A 17,238-nucleotide genomic window follows, 5' to 3' on the forward strand; every position below is an offset into this window, starting at 1 on the left:
GCTTGGCTCGTCACGCCCCATGCCTAGCGCGGCGAACGTGCTGCGCCAAGCGAAATCTGGAACAAAAAGGGATCAAGATAATCCCCGTTTCGCTGACCGGCCAGGTGCCCTTCCTTCGCGACGTAACAGGCTTGCATCCGAAGCACTGCCGTATCAGATGGGAAGCCAAACTCAGGACTGCCCCCCATGACCGACACCGCCTCCCACGAAGCCCGCATCACCGAGCTGGAAAAACTCGTCCGCGACCTTCAGGCCCAAATGGAAGCCTTGCAACAGCAGGTAGCCCCCATCGCCAAACCGGCTGAAAAGCCGCTGCGCTCGCGCGGCATGTTCGGCAGCCCGATCAGCAGTCGGCGCTAGGCGTACTCCGTCACCACGATCAGTCCCTCGACCGGCTCGCGGCGATCCTGGCGGATGACGGCGCGCTCCAGCGAAACCAGCCGCAGTCCGGCAGCGGCGATCAGGCCGTGCACGTAGGCCTCGGAATGGGCGTAGCGTCGCGAGGCCTGCAGCTCGAAGACTCCCTCGCCCTGGAGACGTTCGACGGAAAAAGCAAAAAGGCCCCCAGGCGCCAGCATCTTCATGACGCTCGAAAACACCTGGTCAAGCGCGCCGAGATACATAAAAACGTCGGCCGCCGTGACGAGATCGGCGGTAGGTCCCTCCGGCTCCAGTTCCTGCAAATCGGCCTTGACCAGATGGTCGTACACCCCCTTGTCGCGCGCCTTGCGCAGCATCTCCGCCGAGATGTCGTAACCGTCGAGTTGCTTCGCCACCGGCCTGAGCTTGACGCCCATCAGGCCGGTGCCGCAGCCAAGATCGGCGGCATGTATGAATGCGTTGCGCCCGGTCGCCGCGATCGCCGCCGTCAGCAGCTCCGGCACGCGGTAATGCAACGTCTCCACCAGCGCATGGTCGAACTTTTCGGCGTATTGGTCGAACAGCATCTCGACGAAGGCGCTGGGCGGACTGTCGGCTGCTGGTGCTGCCCCGATCAGCTGCAGCTTGAGCGCAGCGCCCGGCCGATCGGCTGGCTCGAACTTCAGTGACATGCGCCACGCCTCGGCGGCGGCCTCCTTCTGGCCGGCAGCCTCCTGCATCTCGCCAAGTCGGAACCAGCCCATCGCCCAGCCGGGCGCGAGCTCAAGTGCCCCGAGCATCAATTCGGCTGCGGCGACATGGTCGCCGGAACCGAACAGCATTTCGGCATAATCCGCCCGCCGGTCGGCAAGCAGGTCGTTGGAAGAGAGCTGCAACGGCGTCAAGCGCGGTATCCATGACAAGGAGGGTGGCGCGCATTACTGCCAAACCGGGCTTCCACGCAAGCAGCAAATGCCTATCTTGAGAGGATGCGGCCCAGCGACCTCCTCCATTCACGTCCCGAAGGGCTCTACTGCCCATCCGGCGATTTCTACATCGACCCGGTACGGCCGGTCGAACGCGCGCTCATTACGCACGGCCATTCCGACCATGCCCGCCCCGGCCACGCCAAGGTACTGGCGACGCGCGAGACGCTCGACATCATGGCAATACGATACGGGCCGCATTTCGCCGCCACCAGCCAGGCGATGCCGCTCGGCGAGAAGATCCGGCTCGGTGACGTCACCGTGTCGTTCCACCCCGCCGGCCACGTGCTCGGTTCGGCCCAGATTGCGGTCGAGCGCAATGGCATGCGCATTGTCGCCTCCGGCGACTATAAGCGCGTCAAGGACCCGACCTGTGCCGGCTTCGAGGTCGTGCCCTGCGACGTGTTCATATCAGAGGCCACCTTCGCCCTGCCCGTCTTCCGCCATCCCGACGCTTCAGAGGAGATCGGCAAGCTTCTGAGATCCATCCGGCAGTTTCCCGAACGCGCGCATCTCGTCGGCGCCTATGCGCTCGGCAAGGCACAACGGGTGATGCGGCTGTTGCGCGACCAAGGCTATGACAGGCCGATCTACATCCACGGCGCGCTCACGCGACTGAGCGAATACTACCAGAGCCAGCGCGTCGACCTCGGTGACCTTCAGCCGGCGACCGTCGAGGACGGCGACAAGGCCGATTTCGCCGGCGCCATCATCGTTGCGCCCTCCTCAACCTTCGCCGACCGCTGGGCCCGGCGCTTCCCCGACCCGCTCGCCGCCTTCGCCTCGGGATGGATGCGCATCCGGCAGCGCGCCAAGCAGGGCGGCGTCGAGCTGCCGCTCGTCATCTCAGACCATTCCGACTGGGCCGAGCTGACTGCCACGATCACGGAAACAGGCGCCGGCGAGGTCTGGGTCACTCACGGCCGCGAGGAAGCGCTGGTGCGCTGGTGCGAGCTCAACGGCATAGCGGCTCGGCCGTTGCACCTCGTCGGCTATGAGGATGAGGGGGATTGATGGCCAACATGGTGTTCTTTCCCACACTCCCCTGCCTGGTCCCGGACGGCAAGACTGGCCGGCTTGCGGGACGGCGCCCCCCTCGGTCCTGCCGGACATCTCCCCCGCAAGGGGGGAGATCATTCGCCTCGCCGCCTCCGCTCGACCTGCAACATTGGCGACTGGCGCACGCCGGAATGGCAGCTGATCTCCCCCCTTGCGGGGGAGATGGCCGGCAGGCCAGAGGGGACGAAGCTCAGCCTTCGCGGGGAACCATCACCCCATGAACCGCTTCGCCGAACTCCTCGACCGTCTGGTGCTGACGCCGTCGCGCAATGGCAAGCTGAAGCTCATCACCGACTACTTCCGCGCGGTCGAGGATCCCGACCGCGGTCTGGCGCTGGCGGCAATTACCGGCGAGCTCGACATCACCTCGGTCAAGCCGGCAATGTTGCGCCAGCTCGTCTCCGAGCGCATGGACCCTGTCCTGTTCGGCTATTCCTATGACTATGTCGGTGACCTCGCCGAGACGGTGTCGCTCGTCTGGCCAGAAGTGCCCGAAAGCCGACCCGACCACGACATCACGCTTGCCGAGGTGGTACAGAAACTGCAGTCGGCCAGCCGCTCCGACGGGCCGGCCGTGCTCGCCCGCCTGCTCGATCAGGCCGGCACGTCGGCCCGCTTCGCCATCATCAAACTTGTCACCGGCGGCCTGCGCATTGGCGTTTCCGCCCGCCTAGCCAAGCAGGCGCTGGCCGATCTCGGTTCCGTCGACGTCGCCGAGATCGAGGAGCTATGGCACGGGCTGACCCCGCCCTATGTCAGCCTGTTCGCATGGCTGGAGGGCAAGGCTGGGAAGCCCGAGAAGGCTGCGCGGGCATTGTTCCGACCGGTGATGCTGTCCAATCCGATCGGCGATGGCGATCTCGAAAAGCTCAATCCCGCCGAATACGCCGCCGAGTGGAAATGGGATGGCATTCGTGTCCAGGCGGTATCGGAGGGCGGCATCCGCAGGCTCTATTCGCGCACCGGCGACGACGTCTCCGGCGCCTTCCCCGACGTGGTGGCGGCGATGGATTTCGACGCGGCACTCGATGGCGAACTGCTCGTCGGCGTACCCCGCGAGGCAACCGGCACATTCTCCGACCTGCAGCAGCGCCTCAACCGCAAGACCGTGTCGGCCAAGATGCAGGACCGCTACCCCGCCTTCGTGCGCTGCTACGACCTGCTGCAGATCGATGGCGAGGATCTGCGCGAGCTACCCTTCACCGAACGCCGCACGCGGCTCGAGGCCTTCATCGCCAAGCTCGACCCCGGCCGTTTCGACCTGTCGCCGCTGGTAGCCTTCGACAGTTGGAGCCAGCTGGAAGCGATGCGTAGAGAACCACCACACCCGATCATCGAGGGAGTTATGCTGAAGCGACTGGATTCGCCCTATCTCGCCGGCCGCCCCAAGGGTCCCTGGTTCAAGTGGAAGCGCGACCCGCACACTGTCGACGCAGTGCTGATGTATGCCCAGCGCGGCCACGGCAAACGTTCGAGCTTCTACTCGGATTACACCTTCGGCGTCTGGTCGGGCGTTGCGGGGGCGGAAGAGCTGGTGCCGGTGGGCAAAGCCTATTTCGGCTTCACCGACGAGGAACTCAAGCAGATCGACAAGTTCGTGCGCGACAACACCGTCGAGCGCTTCGGCCCGGTGCGATCGGTGCGCGCCGACAGGGGCCACGGTCTGGTGCTGGAGGTCGCTTTCGAGGGCCTCAACCGCTCGACCCGCCACAAGTCGGGCGTCGCCATGCGCTTTCCCAGGATATCCCGGCTGCGCTGGGACAAGCCGCCTGCAGAAGCGGACCGCATCGAGACGCTGCAGGCGCTGCTCGACTAGCGCATCGTGCCTTCAACAAAATAGGGTCCCGAAAATCGGACGCCGTTTTCGAAACGAGATCATGCCCACAGCGGCTTATTCGGTCACCGAGACCCTGATCTCGTAGATGTCGACCGCCTTGCCTTCCTTGCCCAGGTCCGAGTTGATGGCGATGGTGCCGGCGGCACCGGGCTCCTTGTCGGGCACGTCCATCTCGAACAGGTATTCGCCGCGCTGATAGCCGACGAGGTAGCGCTTGCGGCCGCAGTCGCCAAGTTCGCCGAAATTGCAGTCGACAGCCATCTGCGTTTCCTTGCCGTCCTCGGCGCGCGCGATGATGTCAAACACCGCATGCTTGCCGGCGATCTGCTCAAGCACGCCACGGCCGACATCGAAGACGATCGCCGACCCGGTATCGCCCGAACGGATGCGCAAGAAGGTGCCGGTGTCGTCCTTGGCGACTTCGGCCGATGTGCCACTCGGCGCGCTGACATCGGTTGGGTCGGTGGGCGTGAACACGGTGATCCAGTTACGTGCCTGGTCGACCTCGCCTGGCCGTGCCGGTCCGGCGTCGTTCGGCGAAAAATCCTCGCTTTCGAGCTGCTTCGGGGGGTTGTGCACCGAAGTGTCGATTTCCGCCGCCGACTTGAACTGGCCGGTCTGCACCGCCCACCAAGCGCCGATGCCGCCCATGGCAAGCAAGGTCACGGCAAAAAACATCGCCGCATAAGGGCGGCGTCGCTCGGCCCGCGCGCTGGCACGGTCAGCGGCACGCCGTTCCGCCCGGCTGCGCTTCTCTGTGATCTCGACCGGCGGTCCATCGGGCAGCACCGCATCGGGCATGATGTCGGGCACGACGGGTGTCACACCCGCCGCAGGCGTACCGATCGAAATCGAGGGCGCCGTTGTTGCACCATTGCCGTTGAGCGAGATTTCCGGCACCGATGCGGCGCCAGCCTGACCGAGCGAGACGGATGGGGCCGCCGGCATGAATTCCGATTCGATCTCGGTGATCTTTGCTTGCAGCGACTTGCGGCGGCCGATCGCCGCCTCCACCGTCATCGCCGGATTGGCCTTGAGCGCGCGGTCGAGCGCGCCGAAGGCGGCGCGATAGACCTTTTCACGAAACTCACGATTCTCGGGATCGCCTTTTTCGAAAGCGTTCCGGATCGCTTTTTCGATCGAATCCAACCGATGTTCCTCGCAACGCGCCTGTGTTGCCAGATGGTTAGCGGCAGAAAAGGCATCAATCAACGGCACCTCTAGCGAAATGTCGGCCAAAATGGCTGCAATGGCAGGTAAGGCCGGCAAAACAACCAGCGCCTCGCCGCAGATGTCTGCGGCGCGCGCCGGACCGGGACCCGGGGACTGATGCATTGTCGATCCTGCCCGATCTGCTATATGGAGTGACGTTTACGGAAACGTCAAAATCGATACCCGGGAGAGACGCGTGGCATTGCCTGAAATCCTCAAGAAGAATTTGCGTGTTCCCGTCATCGGCGCGCCTTTGTTCATCATCTCGCATCCGCCACTGGTGCTGGCCCAATGCAAGGCCGGCGTCGTCGGCTCGTTCCCGGCGCTCAACGCCCGCCCCGAGGCTCAGCTTGACGAATGGCTGGCCGAGGTGACCGAAGATCTTGCCGCCCACGATGCCGCCAACCCCGACCGTCCGGCCGCCCCCTTCGCCGTCAACCAGATCGTCCACAAGTCCAACAAGCGGCTCGAGCACGATCTGCGCCTATGCGTGAAATACAAGGTGCCGGTCGTCATCTCGTCGCTCGGCGCCGTCGAGGAGGTCAACCAGGCGGTACACTCCTATGGCGGCATCGTGCTGCACGACATCATCCATGACCGCCATGCCCGCAAGGCGATCAAGATGGGCGCCGACGGCCTGATTGCGGTCGCGGCCGGTGCCGGCGGCCATGCCGGCACGCTTTCGCCCTTCGCTCTGATCCAGGAAATCCGCCAGTGGTTCGACGGACCGCTTCTGCTCTCGGGCGCCATCGCCAATGGCGGTGCTGTGCTCGCGGCCCAGGCCATGGGTGCCGACCTCGCCTATATCGGCTCGCCCTTCATCGCCACGGTGGAGGCGCGCGCCTCCGACGCCTACAAGCAGATGATCGTCGAATCCAAGGCCGCCGACATCGTCTATTCCAACCTGTTCACCGGCATCCACGGCAACTACCTCAAGGGTTCGGTCCGCGCGGCCGGCATGGACCCCGACAACCTTGCCGTCTCCGATCCCAGCCACATGGATTTCGAGGGCGACAACAAATACAAGGCCTGGAAGGACATCTGGGGCTGCGGTCAGGGCATCGGCGCCGTCGACAAGGTCGTCCCGGTCACTGAGCTGGTCGACCGCCTCGCCAGCGAATACGCCGCAGCGAAAGCGCGGCTCGCCGGCTGCGTGTGAGGGCCGGCGCAAGCCGCCCCTAGGACAGGCTCGGCCGGGCAACGACCCAACCGATTGGACCGCTCGTCCTGCCGGGGCCCGTCCTCGGCTGGCAACGACCTTCTCCAACGACAGGCGGCGACATGTTCGCCTCTTGTCAAAACCCTGCAAAGGCCGCTTGAAATCCGCGCGCAATGAAGTTATCACGCGCTCACTGTCTCGCGCCCCTCGGGTCGCGAAGCCTGGAAGCCGCTTTAGCTCAGTTGGTAGAGCACATCATTCGTAATGATGGGGTCAGGTGTTCGAGTCACCTAAGCGGCACCAGTTTCCAGAGTATGACCTCCTTCTTCCGCCGGCAGACCATATGTGGCCGAAGATCTTTGGCTGTTTCCGGACGAGCCTCGTCACAGGCAGCGCTGGCGCATCAATGCGCGATTGCATCGACACTCGCCGCGAGCGCATCCTCGACAAGCGCACAGATCCTGGCCTGGGCGCCGAGTAGCTGGGTCCGCCAATTGCCGGTGCGCAGTTCGTCAAGAGCCGCCCGCACCGTTTCGGCAGACACCTTTTCCGCCTGGAATACAAATGGCCAGCCGGTCTTCCCGACCACGGCGGTAACTTTTGCTCCACCGGGCACCTGATCGATCGCAATCACAGGCTTTCCCGCAGCGAGCGCCAACAGTGCTCCATGCATGCGGGTCGTCAGCACAATGTCAGAGGATGCAAAGCAGGCATGGATCGCCCCGGCGCTGTTCGAGGGCGAGAGCACCGTATCGATCTCGAGCGGACGAAGGCCCGACCCGCGCACCGCATCCTGCAATATGGTCTCCGCCTGCAAAGCCATCCCTGCTCGCCTGGCGCCATACTCGCTTTGAGGGCCTCGAAGACAAATACCCACTGTCTCCAATGGCCGGTTTTTGCCGGCAGGCTCGACGGTCTCTGAAACGGCAAGATCGAAGTAGGATGGATCAATGCCATCGCGACCAACAATTTGATCGAACCGGCGATTCATCTTGGCCTGATTGGGCAGGATGCTGACGCCTGCGGCGATTTTTCCGGCATGTCTGTGGATCGACAAAAGGTCGCTCAGGTCCCGGCTGTCGGTGATCGGACCGCAGACGAACACGACCTTTCTCACCGGCTTGATCGAGTAGATATCATCAACCGGCAGATGGCCTGGAATCTGCAGTTCCGGATGCGAAATGACGGCATGCTCGATGCCGCGCCGACGCAGGCTCGCCGACAGATTGTCGACGGCCATCAGATCGCCGATCGTGGGACCGCCCTTGAAGCCGTAGCTACCCCACCAGAACAGAAGTGTAGGCGGTGTTTCTATCGTACGCGCAGCCAGGTACACACGGCGAAAGGAACTGAGCCGGCTCTTCAGCGACATAAATGAAGTCTCGAAATGCGTTATGAGGTGATGACCGCGTCAAGCAGGCTGCCGCGTACGATTTCGCGTCCTGATATGACCGAGGCGCTCAAATGAACGCCAAGCGTTCGATTGGTCGCTATGTCGGGCCAGGACAGCCCGCGATCAAAGAGCAGGCTCGTGTTCTGGTAGCTGACCGGGTAGAACACGTCTATCGGTTTGGCCGAACCAGCAATTTCATGGCGCCGGGTGACGTTGGTCAGCAACTGCGGACCAATCACGCCCCATCGATGGCGAGATACCGGGACTGGCAAGCGCATGGCCTTGCGCAGACGCAGCAACCGTCTCTTCCTGCTCCTATACCACCACGGAATGAAATGAGGATCGCTGGATGCGGCGATCAGATCTGCGAGCGCCGCATGTTGCGAAGGCAGCCCCAGGACAGCGCCATTGATCGCGCTGTCAGACTCCCATCCGAAGAGGAATTCTTCCTGCTGGATCGGCCTCAGGCAATAGACGTCGCAATCGACGTAGATACCGAGGCCAGCCTTGAGGATGCGGTAGCGGTAGATATCCGACGCAAGGGCCAGGCTGCCGGTGGCTTGATGCGCAACTATTTCCGACCGCGCCATCAACCGTTGGGCATCGAAAAGTTCGACACCTTCCGGTACGTCCTCCGGCCGGTCGAACACGTGCAGAACGACACGATGCCCGTGTCTAAGAAACGACCTCAGACAACCCGCGTGGACCGGCCCCAGTTTGTTGCCAATCCACAGCGAATTCACCACTGCCAACATCAATCACCACCCCATATCTGCCCGCGCCCTAAATAAACCAGCTCTGGCAAAGGTCAACCACCTGCAAGCACAGGTGGTAGTTCGCAGTTGGCCTCCGCCAGGGTCGATGATGATCTTGATGGCGGTTGCGCAGGCGCCCCATGAGGCTGTCGAACGTCGGCTGCCAAGCTTGGAAAGGCGGTCCTGCTCAGTTGGAGAGCGCTGCGTTTGCGATGCGTTTCGCGTTTTTGATCAACGCAAGCTGCACCCGTTTTCCCCAAGGAATATCCATGCATCATCGGCGCGCCAGGTTCCGCGCTCAATGTCGAACAGAGCCGAATCAACCAGGCAATTGTCCTGCGTGCGAACCGGCCGGCAGCCTTTTCCGATCGCCGGGGCCAGCCAGTTGCGCTGTTGGGGCTATTAGGTTTCTACGATCCAACAGTGACGACGAAGTGCTTCGTCACCGGCTCGATGATCTTCCAGGTCCCCTTGAAGTCGGCTTCGACGACAAACGCGTCGCCCGGCCCAACCTCGACGGGTTCGCCGCCGTCTGGCGTGATGATGATGCGGCCTGAGATCATGTGGACAAATTCGTAGTCGGTGTAGCTCGCGTGGTAGGTGCCCGGGGTGGCCTGCCACGTTCCCGACAGCACCTTGCCATCCCTGGTCGTGTGCTGGACGGCAGTCTTCATCGTCGGCTTTCCTTCGACCACGACCCAACCTGGCAGGTCACTGGAGTCGGCACCTTCCGGCCGGCCGAACTTCAGGATGGTTTTGTGCGCCATGATGTTTTCCTCCTTCTTCAGACGTTTCTGAATAGCCGACACACCCACACCAAGGCAACTTAGTTTCCTGATGATAAATCCCACGGCGCTGGGTCCACGTGCTTGATAGCGCTGCCCCCTTGCGGAATTACCGCTGCCGGTGATGATGGAGCATATTTAGCGAAGGCTTATGGATGAAAGCAAAACTGTTCGCAGCCATGACAATGTTGGCAGTCGCAGGGTGCACGACCCAGCCAGCCGAACATGCCAACACATTCTCAACCCTGGATCCCAAATGGCGCTCGGCGGAATGCGCAAAAGCTCGTGAAGCGGCATCGAACCATGAGGCTAGCGAGAAAAAGACCATGAGCTATTCCGCCGGTTTGCTTCTCGGCCCATACGGGCTTGGCATCGCAATGGCCGGCAAGCAGCACCAGGCCAAGATGCGCAAACAGTTCGCCCGTGACATGCATCTGAAATGCTCGAGCCAGCCGCTTCCGGCAGGCCTTGCCGCAACGCGGTGACCGCGAAGCGGTTACTTCAAGCCTCACCGCCACAGGCGCGCATGCAGGGACAGTTCGTCGCGCGCCTGCTCCAGCGCCTCGGGCGAAGCATCCGCCCATTCGGTGAGCCGCCGCCGGATCGATGCAACCGCGTCGCCGAAATCCCAATCCGCAGGCACGCACTCGAAGAACGACCGCGAAATCCACGCACCGGTGGCGCCGAGGCGTGCATATTGGGCAAGCACCAGATTAGGGGAAACGGGGAGCGACACATCATCGACACGACCGACGCCGCCGATCGAGAAGGGTAGCTTCGCTGCCCGGACCTCGCGCGCCACCGCATCCATCAGCGGCGAGACCAGCACCTCGAAATGATTGCGCACGCCGAGTTCAAGGCGCAGATCGTTGAGACCGACCATGACCTCGCAGACACCCGGGACGGCCAGTATTTCGCGAATTCGGACCAGCGCCGACGCGGTCTCGACGAGGATCATCACCGCTGCGCGCCCGTCAACGAGGCGGACGAAGGTCTCGACCTCGCCCGCCGTACGGAAATACGGCAGCATCAGCACTTGTGCGCCATGGCCCAGCACAGTCTCGATTTCGGCCGTGGTGCCCGCATTGACCGGATTGACGCGCACGAAGAGTTCCGCCCGCCGAAGCGAGGCCGCCACAACGGCCAGATCTTCGGTCGTGTGTCCTGACAACCGCGTCTTCTGGCCCGCCTGGCGTTCAGCCTTGCCCAGCTCGACAGATGCGGGCCGACCGGCAACGCCTGCCGCTTTCGGTCGTCCACTATCACAACGTCTTTACCAAGGCACGGGCACGCAATCCGCTCCTCAATGGATCGACGAATGTTCCCGCGGATTTCCTGATCTGGCTCGAAGGCAAGGCCGAAAGCCTCGCTTGCGGCAACGGGGTCGAAGGCAATAGGGCAGGCGTCAGAAGGACGTCGGCAGCCCGCCGTACAACACGTCAATCCATCGATCTAATTGACCCCGGGGAAACATCAGCGACTATAGCACTGGGGTAGATCAGACAGCGGGCGGTGTAGATCATGGCAATTCAAGTGTCCTATTCGCGGCGGGAAGTGCGGGAAGAGTTGCTGCACCGGCGCGAAACTTATTTCGCATTACAAAAAATCCTCTCACAGTCGGCACGCGAGGAAGAAGAAGGCGGCAACATGGAATGTATCCATTGCCACCATCGCTTCAATGGCGTCACCGCAGCTGCTTGGAAGTTTGGCCTCTGCGACGATTGCCTGCATCACGACTGACTGTCTGCGATTACACGGCTCTTGGTGGGCACCGGGCGTACTTTCCCAGCCACAGATTGTCAGCCGGAGAGCCGACTGTCCGACGATCCGGCAAACGGCGCATGCTATGGCGGCAGGCCGTGCCCGATACGCCGGCTGCCCCACGCGCATATTTCGGGGCAATTCCAAACGTGCCTTGACCCTGCATTAGAAACTGCGCAACCTCGCCCGAAAATGGAGGAGGCGGCTCTGTCGTTACGAAACGGTCCGGGTCGCAACGGGGAGCATATATGTCCGACCAGATCGCGGCACAGGCCGCCACGTCCGCTGTCGCGCGCCAGCCGCTCTTGGCCCGTATCGACTGGCTCAATGTCAGCGGCCTGGCCTTCTATCATCTGGTGGCACTCTATGCCCTCTTGCCCTGGTTCTTCAGCTGGACCGGCGTCATCCTCTGCATCGCCGGCATCTACGTCTTCGGCACGCTCGGCATCAATCTCTGCTACCACAGGCTCCTCACCCACCGCGGTTTCACCTGCCCGAAATGGCTGGAGCATGGGCTAGCGATCATCGCCGTCTGCGCCTTTCAGGACACGCCGGCGCGCTGGGTGGCCGTGCATCGCCGACATCACGAGCATGCCGACGAAGAGCCCGACCCGCACAGCCCGATCGTCACCTTCCTGTGGGCCCATGTCGGCTGGCTGCTGGTCAAATCGCCCGACATGGAGCGCATGCAGATCTACGGCCGCTACGCCAAGGACATCGTCCGCGACCCGTTCTACCGCAAGCTCGACAAGCCGCATGTCTATCTCGGCATCATCCTGGCGTCCTGGGTGGCGTTTTTCGGCGGCGGCGTCGTCGCAAGCCTGATTGCCGGCGGCACGACGGACGAAGCCATGCAGTTCGGCCTCAGCCTGCTCGTCTGGGGCGTGTTCCTGCGCACCGTGATTACCTGGCACATCACCTGGTCGGTCAATTCGGTGACCCATGTCTGGGGCTACCGCAACTATGAGACCTCCGACGACAGCACCAACAATGTCATCGTCGGCCTGCTCAGCAATGGTGAGGGCTGGCACAACAATCACCACGCCGACCCGCGCTCGGCGCGCCATGGCCATCACTGGTGGGAATTCGACGTCACCTACCTGACCATCAGGCTTCTGGGCGTGCTCGGGCTGGCGACCAAGATCGCCGAACCGCGGAAGCACGGCCACTAGCGGCACCGGAAATTTCCGGCAGGGCATGAAACCAAATCGCCGGCGAAGCTGTGCTTGCCGGCGATATCAGGAACGTCTCTGGCGACTTCGCTAGGCCTGTTTCACCAACCGCAGCAGCACCAGCAGGATCACCGCGCCGATAGTGGCGTGGATGATGGCGGCGACGATGCCGGAGCCGAGGCTGATGCCGATCGCCGGAAACAGCCAGCCGGCGATCAGCGCCCCGACGATGCCGACGACGATGTTGCCGATCAGGCCGAAGCCATAGCCCTTGACCAACTGGCCTGCGAGCCAGCCGGCAACGGCGCCGATGATCAGGAAGACGAGCAAGCTTTCGATACCCATGTGGTCTCTCCAGGTTCTGGCGCATCGGCCGGAGCGCGTCACGAGACACGATGCGCAGTTGCAACGACTAGCGCATGATCGAAAGCAGGCACCGATTGCCGGTCAGATCATGCTCGAAAAGCAGGCTGGGGACGGGCCGACCAGTCGACCCGCCGTGGAAATGCCGCCCGTCAGGTGACCGCAGTGGTCTGATCGTCCACCGAGGCAGCGGGCGTATTTTTCTTGATCGACTCGATCGCCTTCAGCGCCGATGCCTTGGCGGCATAGCCTTCCGAGCTGAACATCACCTCGCCATTGGAAGCCCTGAAGCGGAACCGAAACTCGCCGCCCTTGTCCTTGTAGACCTCGAATTTGTACATCGCATTTCCCCGTATGTGCCGATCCGCGACTCACGCCGCTGGCGAATCGTCGCACGGCAGCAATTGAAGGAAAAGCGTGAAGCGTTTTTCCGTCCTGCCGATGCGCAGAGCAACCTGCCTCGACCGCGACAGCGACGGGCAGGCCCAAGCGATCTCAGGCGTCGCGATCGGTCAAGCAGATGTGGCAGCAGCCGGAGCCGTGGCCAGGCGTCCAGGTGACGTTGTCAAAGCGGATGCCTGTCGCCTCGAACAGGCCACGATCGAAGGCGCCGGCGATCCGGCACAAGGTCGCCAGCCTGTCGTCGCCTACGCCTGCCCCCACCCAGGCATCTTTCAGTGGGCAACGCTTGACCTTGAAGGCGATGTGCTGGTCGCTGCGCTCGACATCTGTCGGGTACATCCGCCCGCCATCGGGGCTGACGGCCAGGAAGGCCTCGCCGATGGCACGCGCATCGTTTGGCCCGAAGCTGGAGAAAGCCAGCACGGCAACCTCGCGGCCGCGCTTCTCGATCGCCCGCACCAGGATCTCCTCCGCCTTGGCGTCGCCAAGCTCGACGGCAAGCTCGTCCAGCATCAGACGGTAGAGGTCGGCGCGGTTGCGGAAGGCGGAATCGAGCTCTGCGGCAAGTTTCTCGGCCCGTATGGCATGTTCGGTCACGAAACGGTCTCCTTGAAAGCAGGCAGTCCTGGGAAGACAGGCAGTTCCGGCGTGGCCGCCACCAGAGCGCGGCCCGTGGACGAGGCCGGGCTGGCGATAACGGTAGCAGCGTCGCCGTGCTCGACGATGCGGCCGCCATCCATGATGGCAATGCGGCGGGCCATGGCGCGCACCGTGCCCAGATCATGCGAGATGAAGAGATAGGCAACGCCCTCATCCCTTTGCAGTTCGGCAAGCAGACCGAGAATGTCGGCGCGTACCAGCACATCGAGTGCCGACACCGCCTCGTCGAGCACGATCAGCGCTGGCCTGGTGGAAAGCGCGCGCGCAATCGCCAAGCGCTGGCGCTGGCCGCCCGAAATCTCGTGCACGCGGCGGCCGGCCAGCTCGGCAGCGAGGCCGACACGTTCCAGCAATGCTGCAATCGCCTTTGGCCGATCGGCGCGCCCGACAATGCCATGGATGCGCAGCGGATCGTCGATCAGGCGAGCCACCGTGGCGCGCGGATTGAAGGCGGCCAGCGGATCCTGGAACACCATCTGCAGCTTCGTCCGCGTTGCCCTGAGAGCAGCACCACGCAATCCAAGCAGTTCCTCACCGTTGAAGCGGATGCTGCCGGCATCAGGCTCGACCAGCCGCAGCAGGATGCGCGCTACCGTCGACTTGCCCGAGCCGGAGGGGCCGACCAGCGCCAGTGTCTCGCCTGGGGCGATCTCGAAGGAAACACCGTCGAGCGCAGCGAACTCCCTGTCGCCGCGCCGGTAGCGTTTCGACAACCCTTCAACCCGTAGCAGCGCGCTCATATGGCTGCACCCGCATGGGCATCCAGCCCCAGATGTGCGGCCAGCAGCGCACGGCTGTAGTCGCTCCGAGGCCGCGACAGCAGTTCAGCCGTCGCAGCCATCTCGACCATGCGGCCATTGCGGAAAACGGAGATGCGGTCGGCGAGGTTGGCGGCAAGGGCGATGTCATGGCTGACGAACAGCAGCGCCATGCCGTCCTCGGACACCAGCGCACGAATCAACGCCACGATGTCGGCCTGGACGATAGTGTCGAGCGCGCTCGTCGCCTCGTCGGCGATCAACAGTTTCGGGCGGGCCGCAATCGCCGCAGCAATTGCCACGCGCTGTTTCTGCCCGCCCGACAGCTGGTGTGGATAGGCCTGCGCCAGCGCCGCCGGCTCAGGCAGCTTCACCCTGTCGAGAAGCTCAACCGCCAGCCGCCGTGCTGCGCGCCAGTCCATGTCGAGATTGGCGAGTGCCACTTCGGCGACCTGGTCGCCAACCGACATGACAGGATCGAGGCTCGACGCCGGGTCCTGGAAGACGAAGCCGACATCGCGGCCGTTGCGCGCCGGATGGTCGAGCCCCGGCCATGCGACCGTGCCAGCAATCGCCGCCGTATGCGGCAGCAGCCCGGCAACGGCCCGTGCCAAGGTGCTTTTGCCGGAGCCGCTTTCGCCGATGATGGCCAGCCGTTCACCGGCGGCGAGGTCGAGGTCGACACCTTCCAGCGCCGGCGCCACGGCTACCCTGTAGCGCACCCCCAGCCCACGCAGTTCAAGCAGCGGTTTCATGCCTGCCCCTCGCGCGCCGCCGTGCCTTCGACCACGCCCTCGCCGGCCAGGTAGACGCCAAGCACAGCCAGCACCAATGCGATGCCGGGGATGACGGAGAGGTAGGGGGCGGAGCGAAGCACCGCCCTGCCCTCCGCGATCATGCCACCCCAGGTGACGCGGTTGGGATCGCCAAGGCCGAGGAAGGACAGTGCCGCCTCAGTCAGGATGGCTGCGGCCACGATCACCGACGACAGCGCCAAAACCTGTGGCAGCGCGTTGGGCAGCACCTCGCGGAAGGCGATCTCGACCGGATGCATGCCTATGACCCGCGCCGAGGCGACATAGTCGCGCTCGCGGATGGACAGCACCTCGGCGCGGGCGATGCGTGCCGGCCCGGTCCAGGCGCTCAGCGCAATCGCCGCGACCACCACGCCGAGCGACGGCCCGACGACGCTGACAAGGGCGAGCGACAACAGGAAGCCTGGCACGGTCTGGAAGGCGTCGGTGATACGCATCAGCACCTCGTCGACCAACCCGCCGGCAAAGCCGGCCACAGTGCCCAGGATGCTGCCGACGAGGATCGCGGCGGCAGTTGCGGCGAGCCCGACGGCGAGCGACGTGCGCGCACCATGGAACAGCCCGGCCAGCACGTCGCGACCGAGCCTATCGGTGCCCAACGGCAGCGCCCAATCCTGGAAAGGCCGCAGCAAGGGCTGACCGGCAATCGCCAGAGGGTCGCCGGGGAACAGCATGGGCGCGGCCAGTGCCATCAGGCCAAGCAATCCGAGGATGGCAAAACCGGCAACGGCTTCGGGCGTGCGGAACAGGCGACGCGCACTCATGCATTCGCCTCGCTGGCGCCGACGCGCGGGTCGAGCGCGACATAGGCGATGTCGACAAGCAGGTTGATGACGATCACCAGCACAGCGCTGACCAGGATGATGCCGATCAGCAGCGGCGTGTCACGCGAGCCCACCGCCTCCTGCGCCAACCGGCCGAGGCCCGGCACCGAAAAGACGCTTTCGATCACCACGCTGCCGCCCAGCATCTGCGCCGACTGCAGGCCGAGCATGGTGACCAGTGGCAAGAGCGCGTTTCGCGCGACATGGCTCAGCACGATGCGCCGGCGCGGGATGCCACGGGCGCGTGCAGCGAGCGTGAAGTCCATGCGCCAGACCTCGGCCATGCCGGCCCGCATCATTCTGAGATAGAGCGCGAGATAGATCAGGCCGAGGCTCGTCACCGGCAGCACCATATGCCAGGCGACATCGAGGGCGCGAGCAAAGCCTGTCTTGCCGGATGCTATCGTCTCCATGCCCGACAGCGGCAGCCAGCGCAGCTCGACCGAGAAGACGATGGTCAGCACCAGCGCCAGCCAGAAGCCGGGCACGGCATAAAGCGCCAGCGAGCCGATCGACAGCAGCCGGTCGCGGGCGCTGCCCGGCCGCGCGCCGGCAAGAATGCCGAGTGCGGTGCCAAGCGCGAAGGACAGTGCCGTTGCCGCCCCCATCAAAAGCAGCGTGTTCGGCAGCCGCTCCAGCACAACATCCAGAACCGGCCGGGAGAAAGCGACCGAGTGGCCGAGGTCGAGATGCAGCAGCGCCCAGAGATAGGCGGCAAGCCGGGTCATCGGCGAGGCGTCGAGCCCCCAGCTCTGGCGCAAAGCCTCGATCATGCCGGCGTCACCGCCGACGGAGGCAACATAAGCGTCAACCGCATCGCCGGGCGCGGCTTCAAGCAACAGGAAAGAACCTACAACCACGATCAGCAGCACCGGAATGCTGCCGATCAATCGGCGTCTCAGCAGGCGCAAGGCGCGGGTCATGCGCGTCTCATCTT

20 protein-coding genes and 1 tRNA gene are annotated in these 17,238 nt (G+C 63.8%); 8 read left to right on the plus strand and 13 right to left on the minus strand.

Features of this window, described 5'->3' with window-relative positions; all coding sequences use genetic code 11:
• Positions 1-186 precede the first annotated feature (186 nt).
• A complete protein-coding gene (locus DY201_RS29175; protein ID WP_165916067.1) occupies positions 187-360 on the plus strand; it encodes a hypothetical protein in 174 nt (57 codons plus the stop codon).
• Here the strand turns inward: DY201_RS29175 and DY201_RS23795 are convergent.
• Positions 357-1,265: a class I SAM-dependent methyltransferase gene (locus DY201_RS23795; protein ID WP_165916068.1), complete on the minus strand. Its 909-nt coding sequence runs from the start codon at positions 1,263-1,265 to the stop codon at positions 357-359. The genes DY201_RS29175 and DY201_RS23795 overlap by 4 nt on opposite strands.
• Before the next feature lie 84 nt (positions 1,266-1,349).
• On the opposite strand from DY201_RS23795, the gene DY201_RS23800 reads away from it, so the two are divergent.
• Both DY201_RS23800 and DY201_RS23810 read left to right on the plus strand, forming a co-directional pair.
• Complete coding sequence (locus tag DY201_RS23800; protein ID WP_115733358.1) at positions 1,350-2,360, plus strand: ligase-associated DNA damage response exonuclease; 1,011 nt, start codon at positions 1,350-1,352, stop codon at positions 2,358-2,360.
• A 262-nt stretch (positions 2,361-2,622) separates the two neighbouring features.
• A complete protein-coding gene (locus DY201_RS23810; protein ID WP_115733359.1) occupies positions 2,623-4,221 on the plus strand; it encodes a cisplatin damage response ATP-dependent DNA ligase in 1,599 nt (532 codons plus the stop codon).
• 75 nt (positions 4,222-4,296) lie between these two features.
• Here DY201_RS23810 and DY201_RS23815 read toward each other — a convergent pair whose 3' ends face one another.
• Positions 4,297-5,391, minus strand: a complete 1,095-nt coding sequence (locus DY201_RS23815; protein ID WP_115733965.1) for a hypothetical protein — start codon at positions 5,389-5,391, stop codon at positions 4,297-4,299.
• Between the two features lie 259 nt (positions 5,392-5,650).
• Here DY201_RS23815 and DY201_RS23820 point away from each other — a divergent pair, with 259 nt between their 5' ends.
• Both DY201_RS23820 and DY201_RS23825 read left to right on the plus strand, forming a co-directional pair.
• Positions 5,651-6,613 (plus strand): NAD(P)H-dependent flavin oxidoreductase, encoded by a 963-nt coding sequence (locus tag DY201_RS23820; RefSeq protein WP_115733360.1) that lies wholly within the window; start codon positions 5,651-5,653, stop codon positions 6,611-6,613.
• Between the two features lie 227 nt (positions 6,614-6,840).
• Positions 6,841-6,916 (plus strand) — tRNA-Thr (locus DY201_RS23825).
• 100 nt (positions 6,917-7,016) lie between these two features.
• Here the strand turns inward: DY201_RS23825 and DY201_RS23830 are convergent.
• The 3 genes from DY201_RS23830 to DY201_RS23840 all read right to left on the minus strand — a co-directional run bounded on the left by DY201_RS23830 (position 7,017) and on the right by DY201_RS23840 (position 9,528).
• A complete protein-coding gene (locus DY201_RS23830; RefSeq protein WP_115733361.1) occupies positions 7,017-7,985 on the minus strand; it encodes a polysaccharide pyruvyl transferase family protein in 969 nt (322 codons plus the stop codon).
• Between the two features lie 20 nt (positions 7,986-8,005).
• On the minus strand, positions 8,006-8,761 hold the full coding sequence (locus tag DY201_RS23835; RefSeq protein ID WP_115733362.1) for a glycosyltransferase: 756 nt from the start codon (positions 8,759-8,761) through the stop codon (positions 8,006-8,008).
• A 410-nt stretch (positions 8,762-9,171) separates the two neighbouring features.
• Entirely contained in the window at positions 9,172-9,528 is a 357-nt protein-coding gene (locus tag DY201_RS23840) for a cupin domain-containing protein (protein WP_115733966.1), read from the minus strand.
• Between the two features lie 173 nt (positions 9,529-9,701).
• Between DY201_RS23840 and DY201_RS23845 the strand changes: the two genes are divergently transcribed.
• Positions 9,702-10,031 (plus strand): hypothetical protein, encoded by a 330-nt coding sequence (locus tag DY201_RS23845; RefSeq protein WP_245432083.1) that lies wholly within the window; start codon positions 9,702-9,704, stop codon positions 10,029-10,031.
• A gap of 23 nt (positions 10,032-10,054) precedes the next feature.
• On the opposite strand, the gene DY201_RS23850 is transcribed toward DY201_RS23845, so the two are convergent.
• Positions 10,055-10,717 carry an aldolase/citrate lyase family protein gene (locus DY201_RS23850; protein ID WP_165916069.1) on the minus strand — a complete coding sequence of 221 codons (663 nt, stop codon included), beginning with the start codon at positions 10,715-10,717 and terminating at the stop codon, positions 10,055-10,057.
• A gap of 350 nt (positions 10,718-11,067) precedes the next feature.
• Here DY201_RS23850 and DY201_RS28810 point away from each other — a divergent pair, with 350 nt between their 5' ends.
• The gene (locus tag DY201_RS28810; protein WP_131922451.1) at positions 11,068-11,286 is read left to right on the plus strand and encodes a hypothetical protein; all 219 of its coding nucleotides are present in this window, start codon (positions 11,068-11,070) and stop codon (positions 11,284-11,286) included.
• A 269-nt stretch (positions 11,287-11,555) separates the two neighbouring features.
• Positions 11,556-12,479 (plus strand): acyl-CoA desaturase, encoded by a 924-nt coding sequence (locus DY201_RS23855; RefSeq protein ID WP_115733364.1) that lies wholly within the window; start codon positions 11,556-11,558, stop codon positions 12,477-12,479.
• Positions 12,480-12,569: 90 nt separating this feature from the next.
• Here DY201_RS23855 and DY201_RS23860 read toward each other — a convergent pair whose 3' ends face one another.
• The 7 genes from DY201_RS23860 to DY201_RS23895 form a co-directional block, all read right to left on the minus strand.
• Positions 12,570-12,824: a GlsB/YeaQ/YmgE family stress response membrane protein gene (locus tag DY201_RS23860; RefSeq protein WP_115733365.1), complete on the minus strand. Its 255-nt coding sequence runs from the start codon at positions 12,822-12,824 to the stop codon at positions 12,570-12,572.
• Positions 12,825-12,994: 170 nt separating this feature from the next.
• Positions 12,995-13,183, minus strand: a complete 189-nt coding sequence (locus DY201_RS23870; RefSeq protein ID WP_115733367.1) for a YegP family protein — start codon at positions 13,181-13,183, stop codon at positions 12,995-12,997.
• Positions 13,184-13,337: 154 nt separating this feature from the next.
• Positions 13,338-13,841: an L-2-amino-thiazoline-4-carboxylic acid hydrolase gene (locus tag DY201_RS23875; protein WP_115733368.1), complete on the minus strand. Its 504-nt coding sequence runs from the start codon at positions 13,839-13,841 to the stop codon at positions 13,338-13,340.
• Complete coding sequence (locus DY201_RS23880) at positions 13,838-14,644, minus strand: ABC transporter ATP-binding protein (RefSeq protein ID WP_115733369.1); 807 nt, start codon at positions 14,642-14,644, stop codon at positions 13,838-13,840. The genes DY201_RS23875 and DY201_RS23880 overlap by 4 nt, the downstream gene beginning before the upstream one ends.
• Complete coding sequence (locus DY201_RS23885) at positions 14,641-15,417, minus strand: ABC transporter ATP-binding protein (RefSeq protein ID WP_115733370.1); 777 nt, start codon at positions 15,415-15,417, stop codon at positions 14,641-14,643. Before DY201_RS23885 ends, DY201_RS23880 begins: the two co-directional genes overlap by 4 nt.
• Complete coding sequence (locus DY201_RS23890; RefSeq protein ID WP_115733371.1) at positions 15,414-16,241, minus strand: ABC transporter permease; 828 nt, start codon at positions 16,239-16,241, stop codon at positions 15,414-15,416. Before DY201_RS23890 ends, DY201_RS23885 begins: the two co-directional genes overlap by 4 nt.
• Positions 16,238-17,224 (minus strand): ABC transporter permease, encoded by a 987-nt coding sequence (locus DY201_RS23895; protein WP_115733372.1) that lies wholly within the window; start codon positions 17,222-17,224, stop codon positions 16,238-16,240. Before DY201_RS23895 ends, DY201_RS23890 begins: the two co-directional genes overlap by 4 nt.
• Between the last annotated feature and the right edge of the window lie 14 nt (positions 17,225-17,238).

Source organism: Aminobacter aminovorans (genome assembly GCF_900445235.1).
Classification (GTDB): Bacteria; Pseudomonadota; Alphaproteobacteria; order Rhizobiales; family Rhizobiaceae; genus Aminobacter; species Aminobacter aminovorans.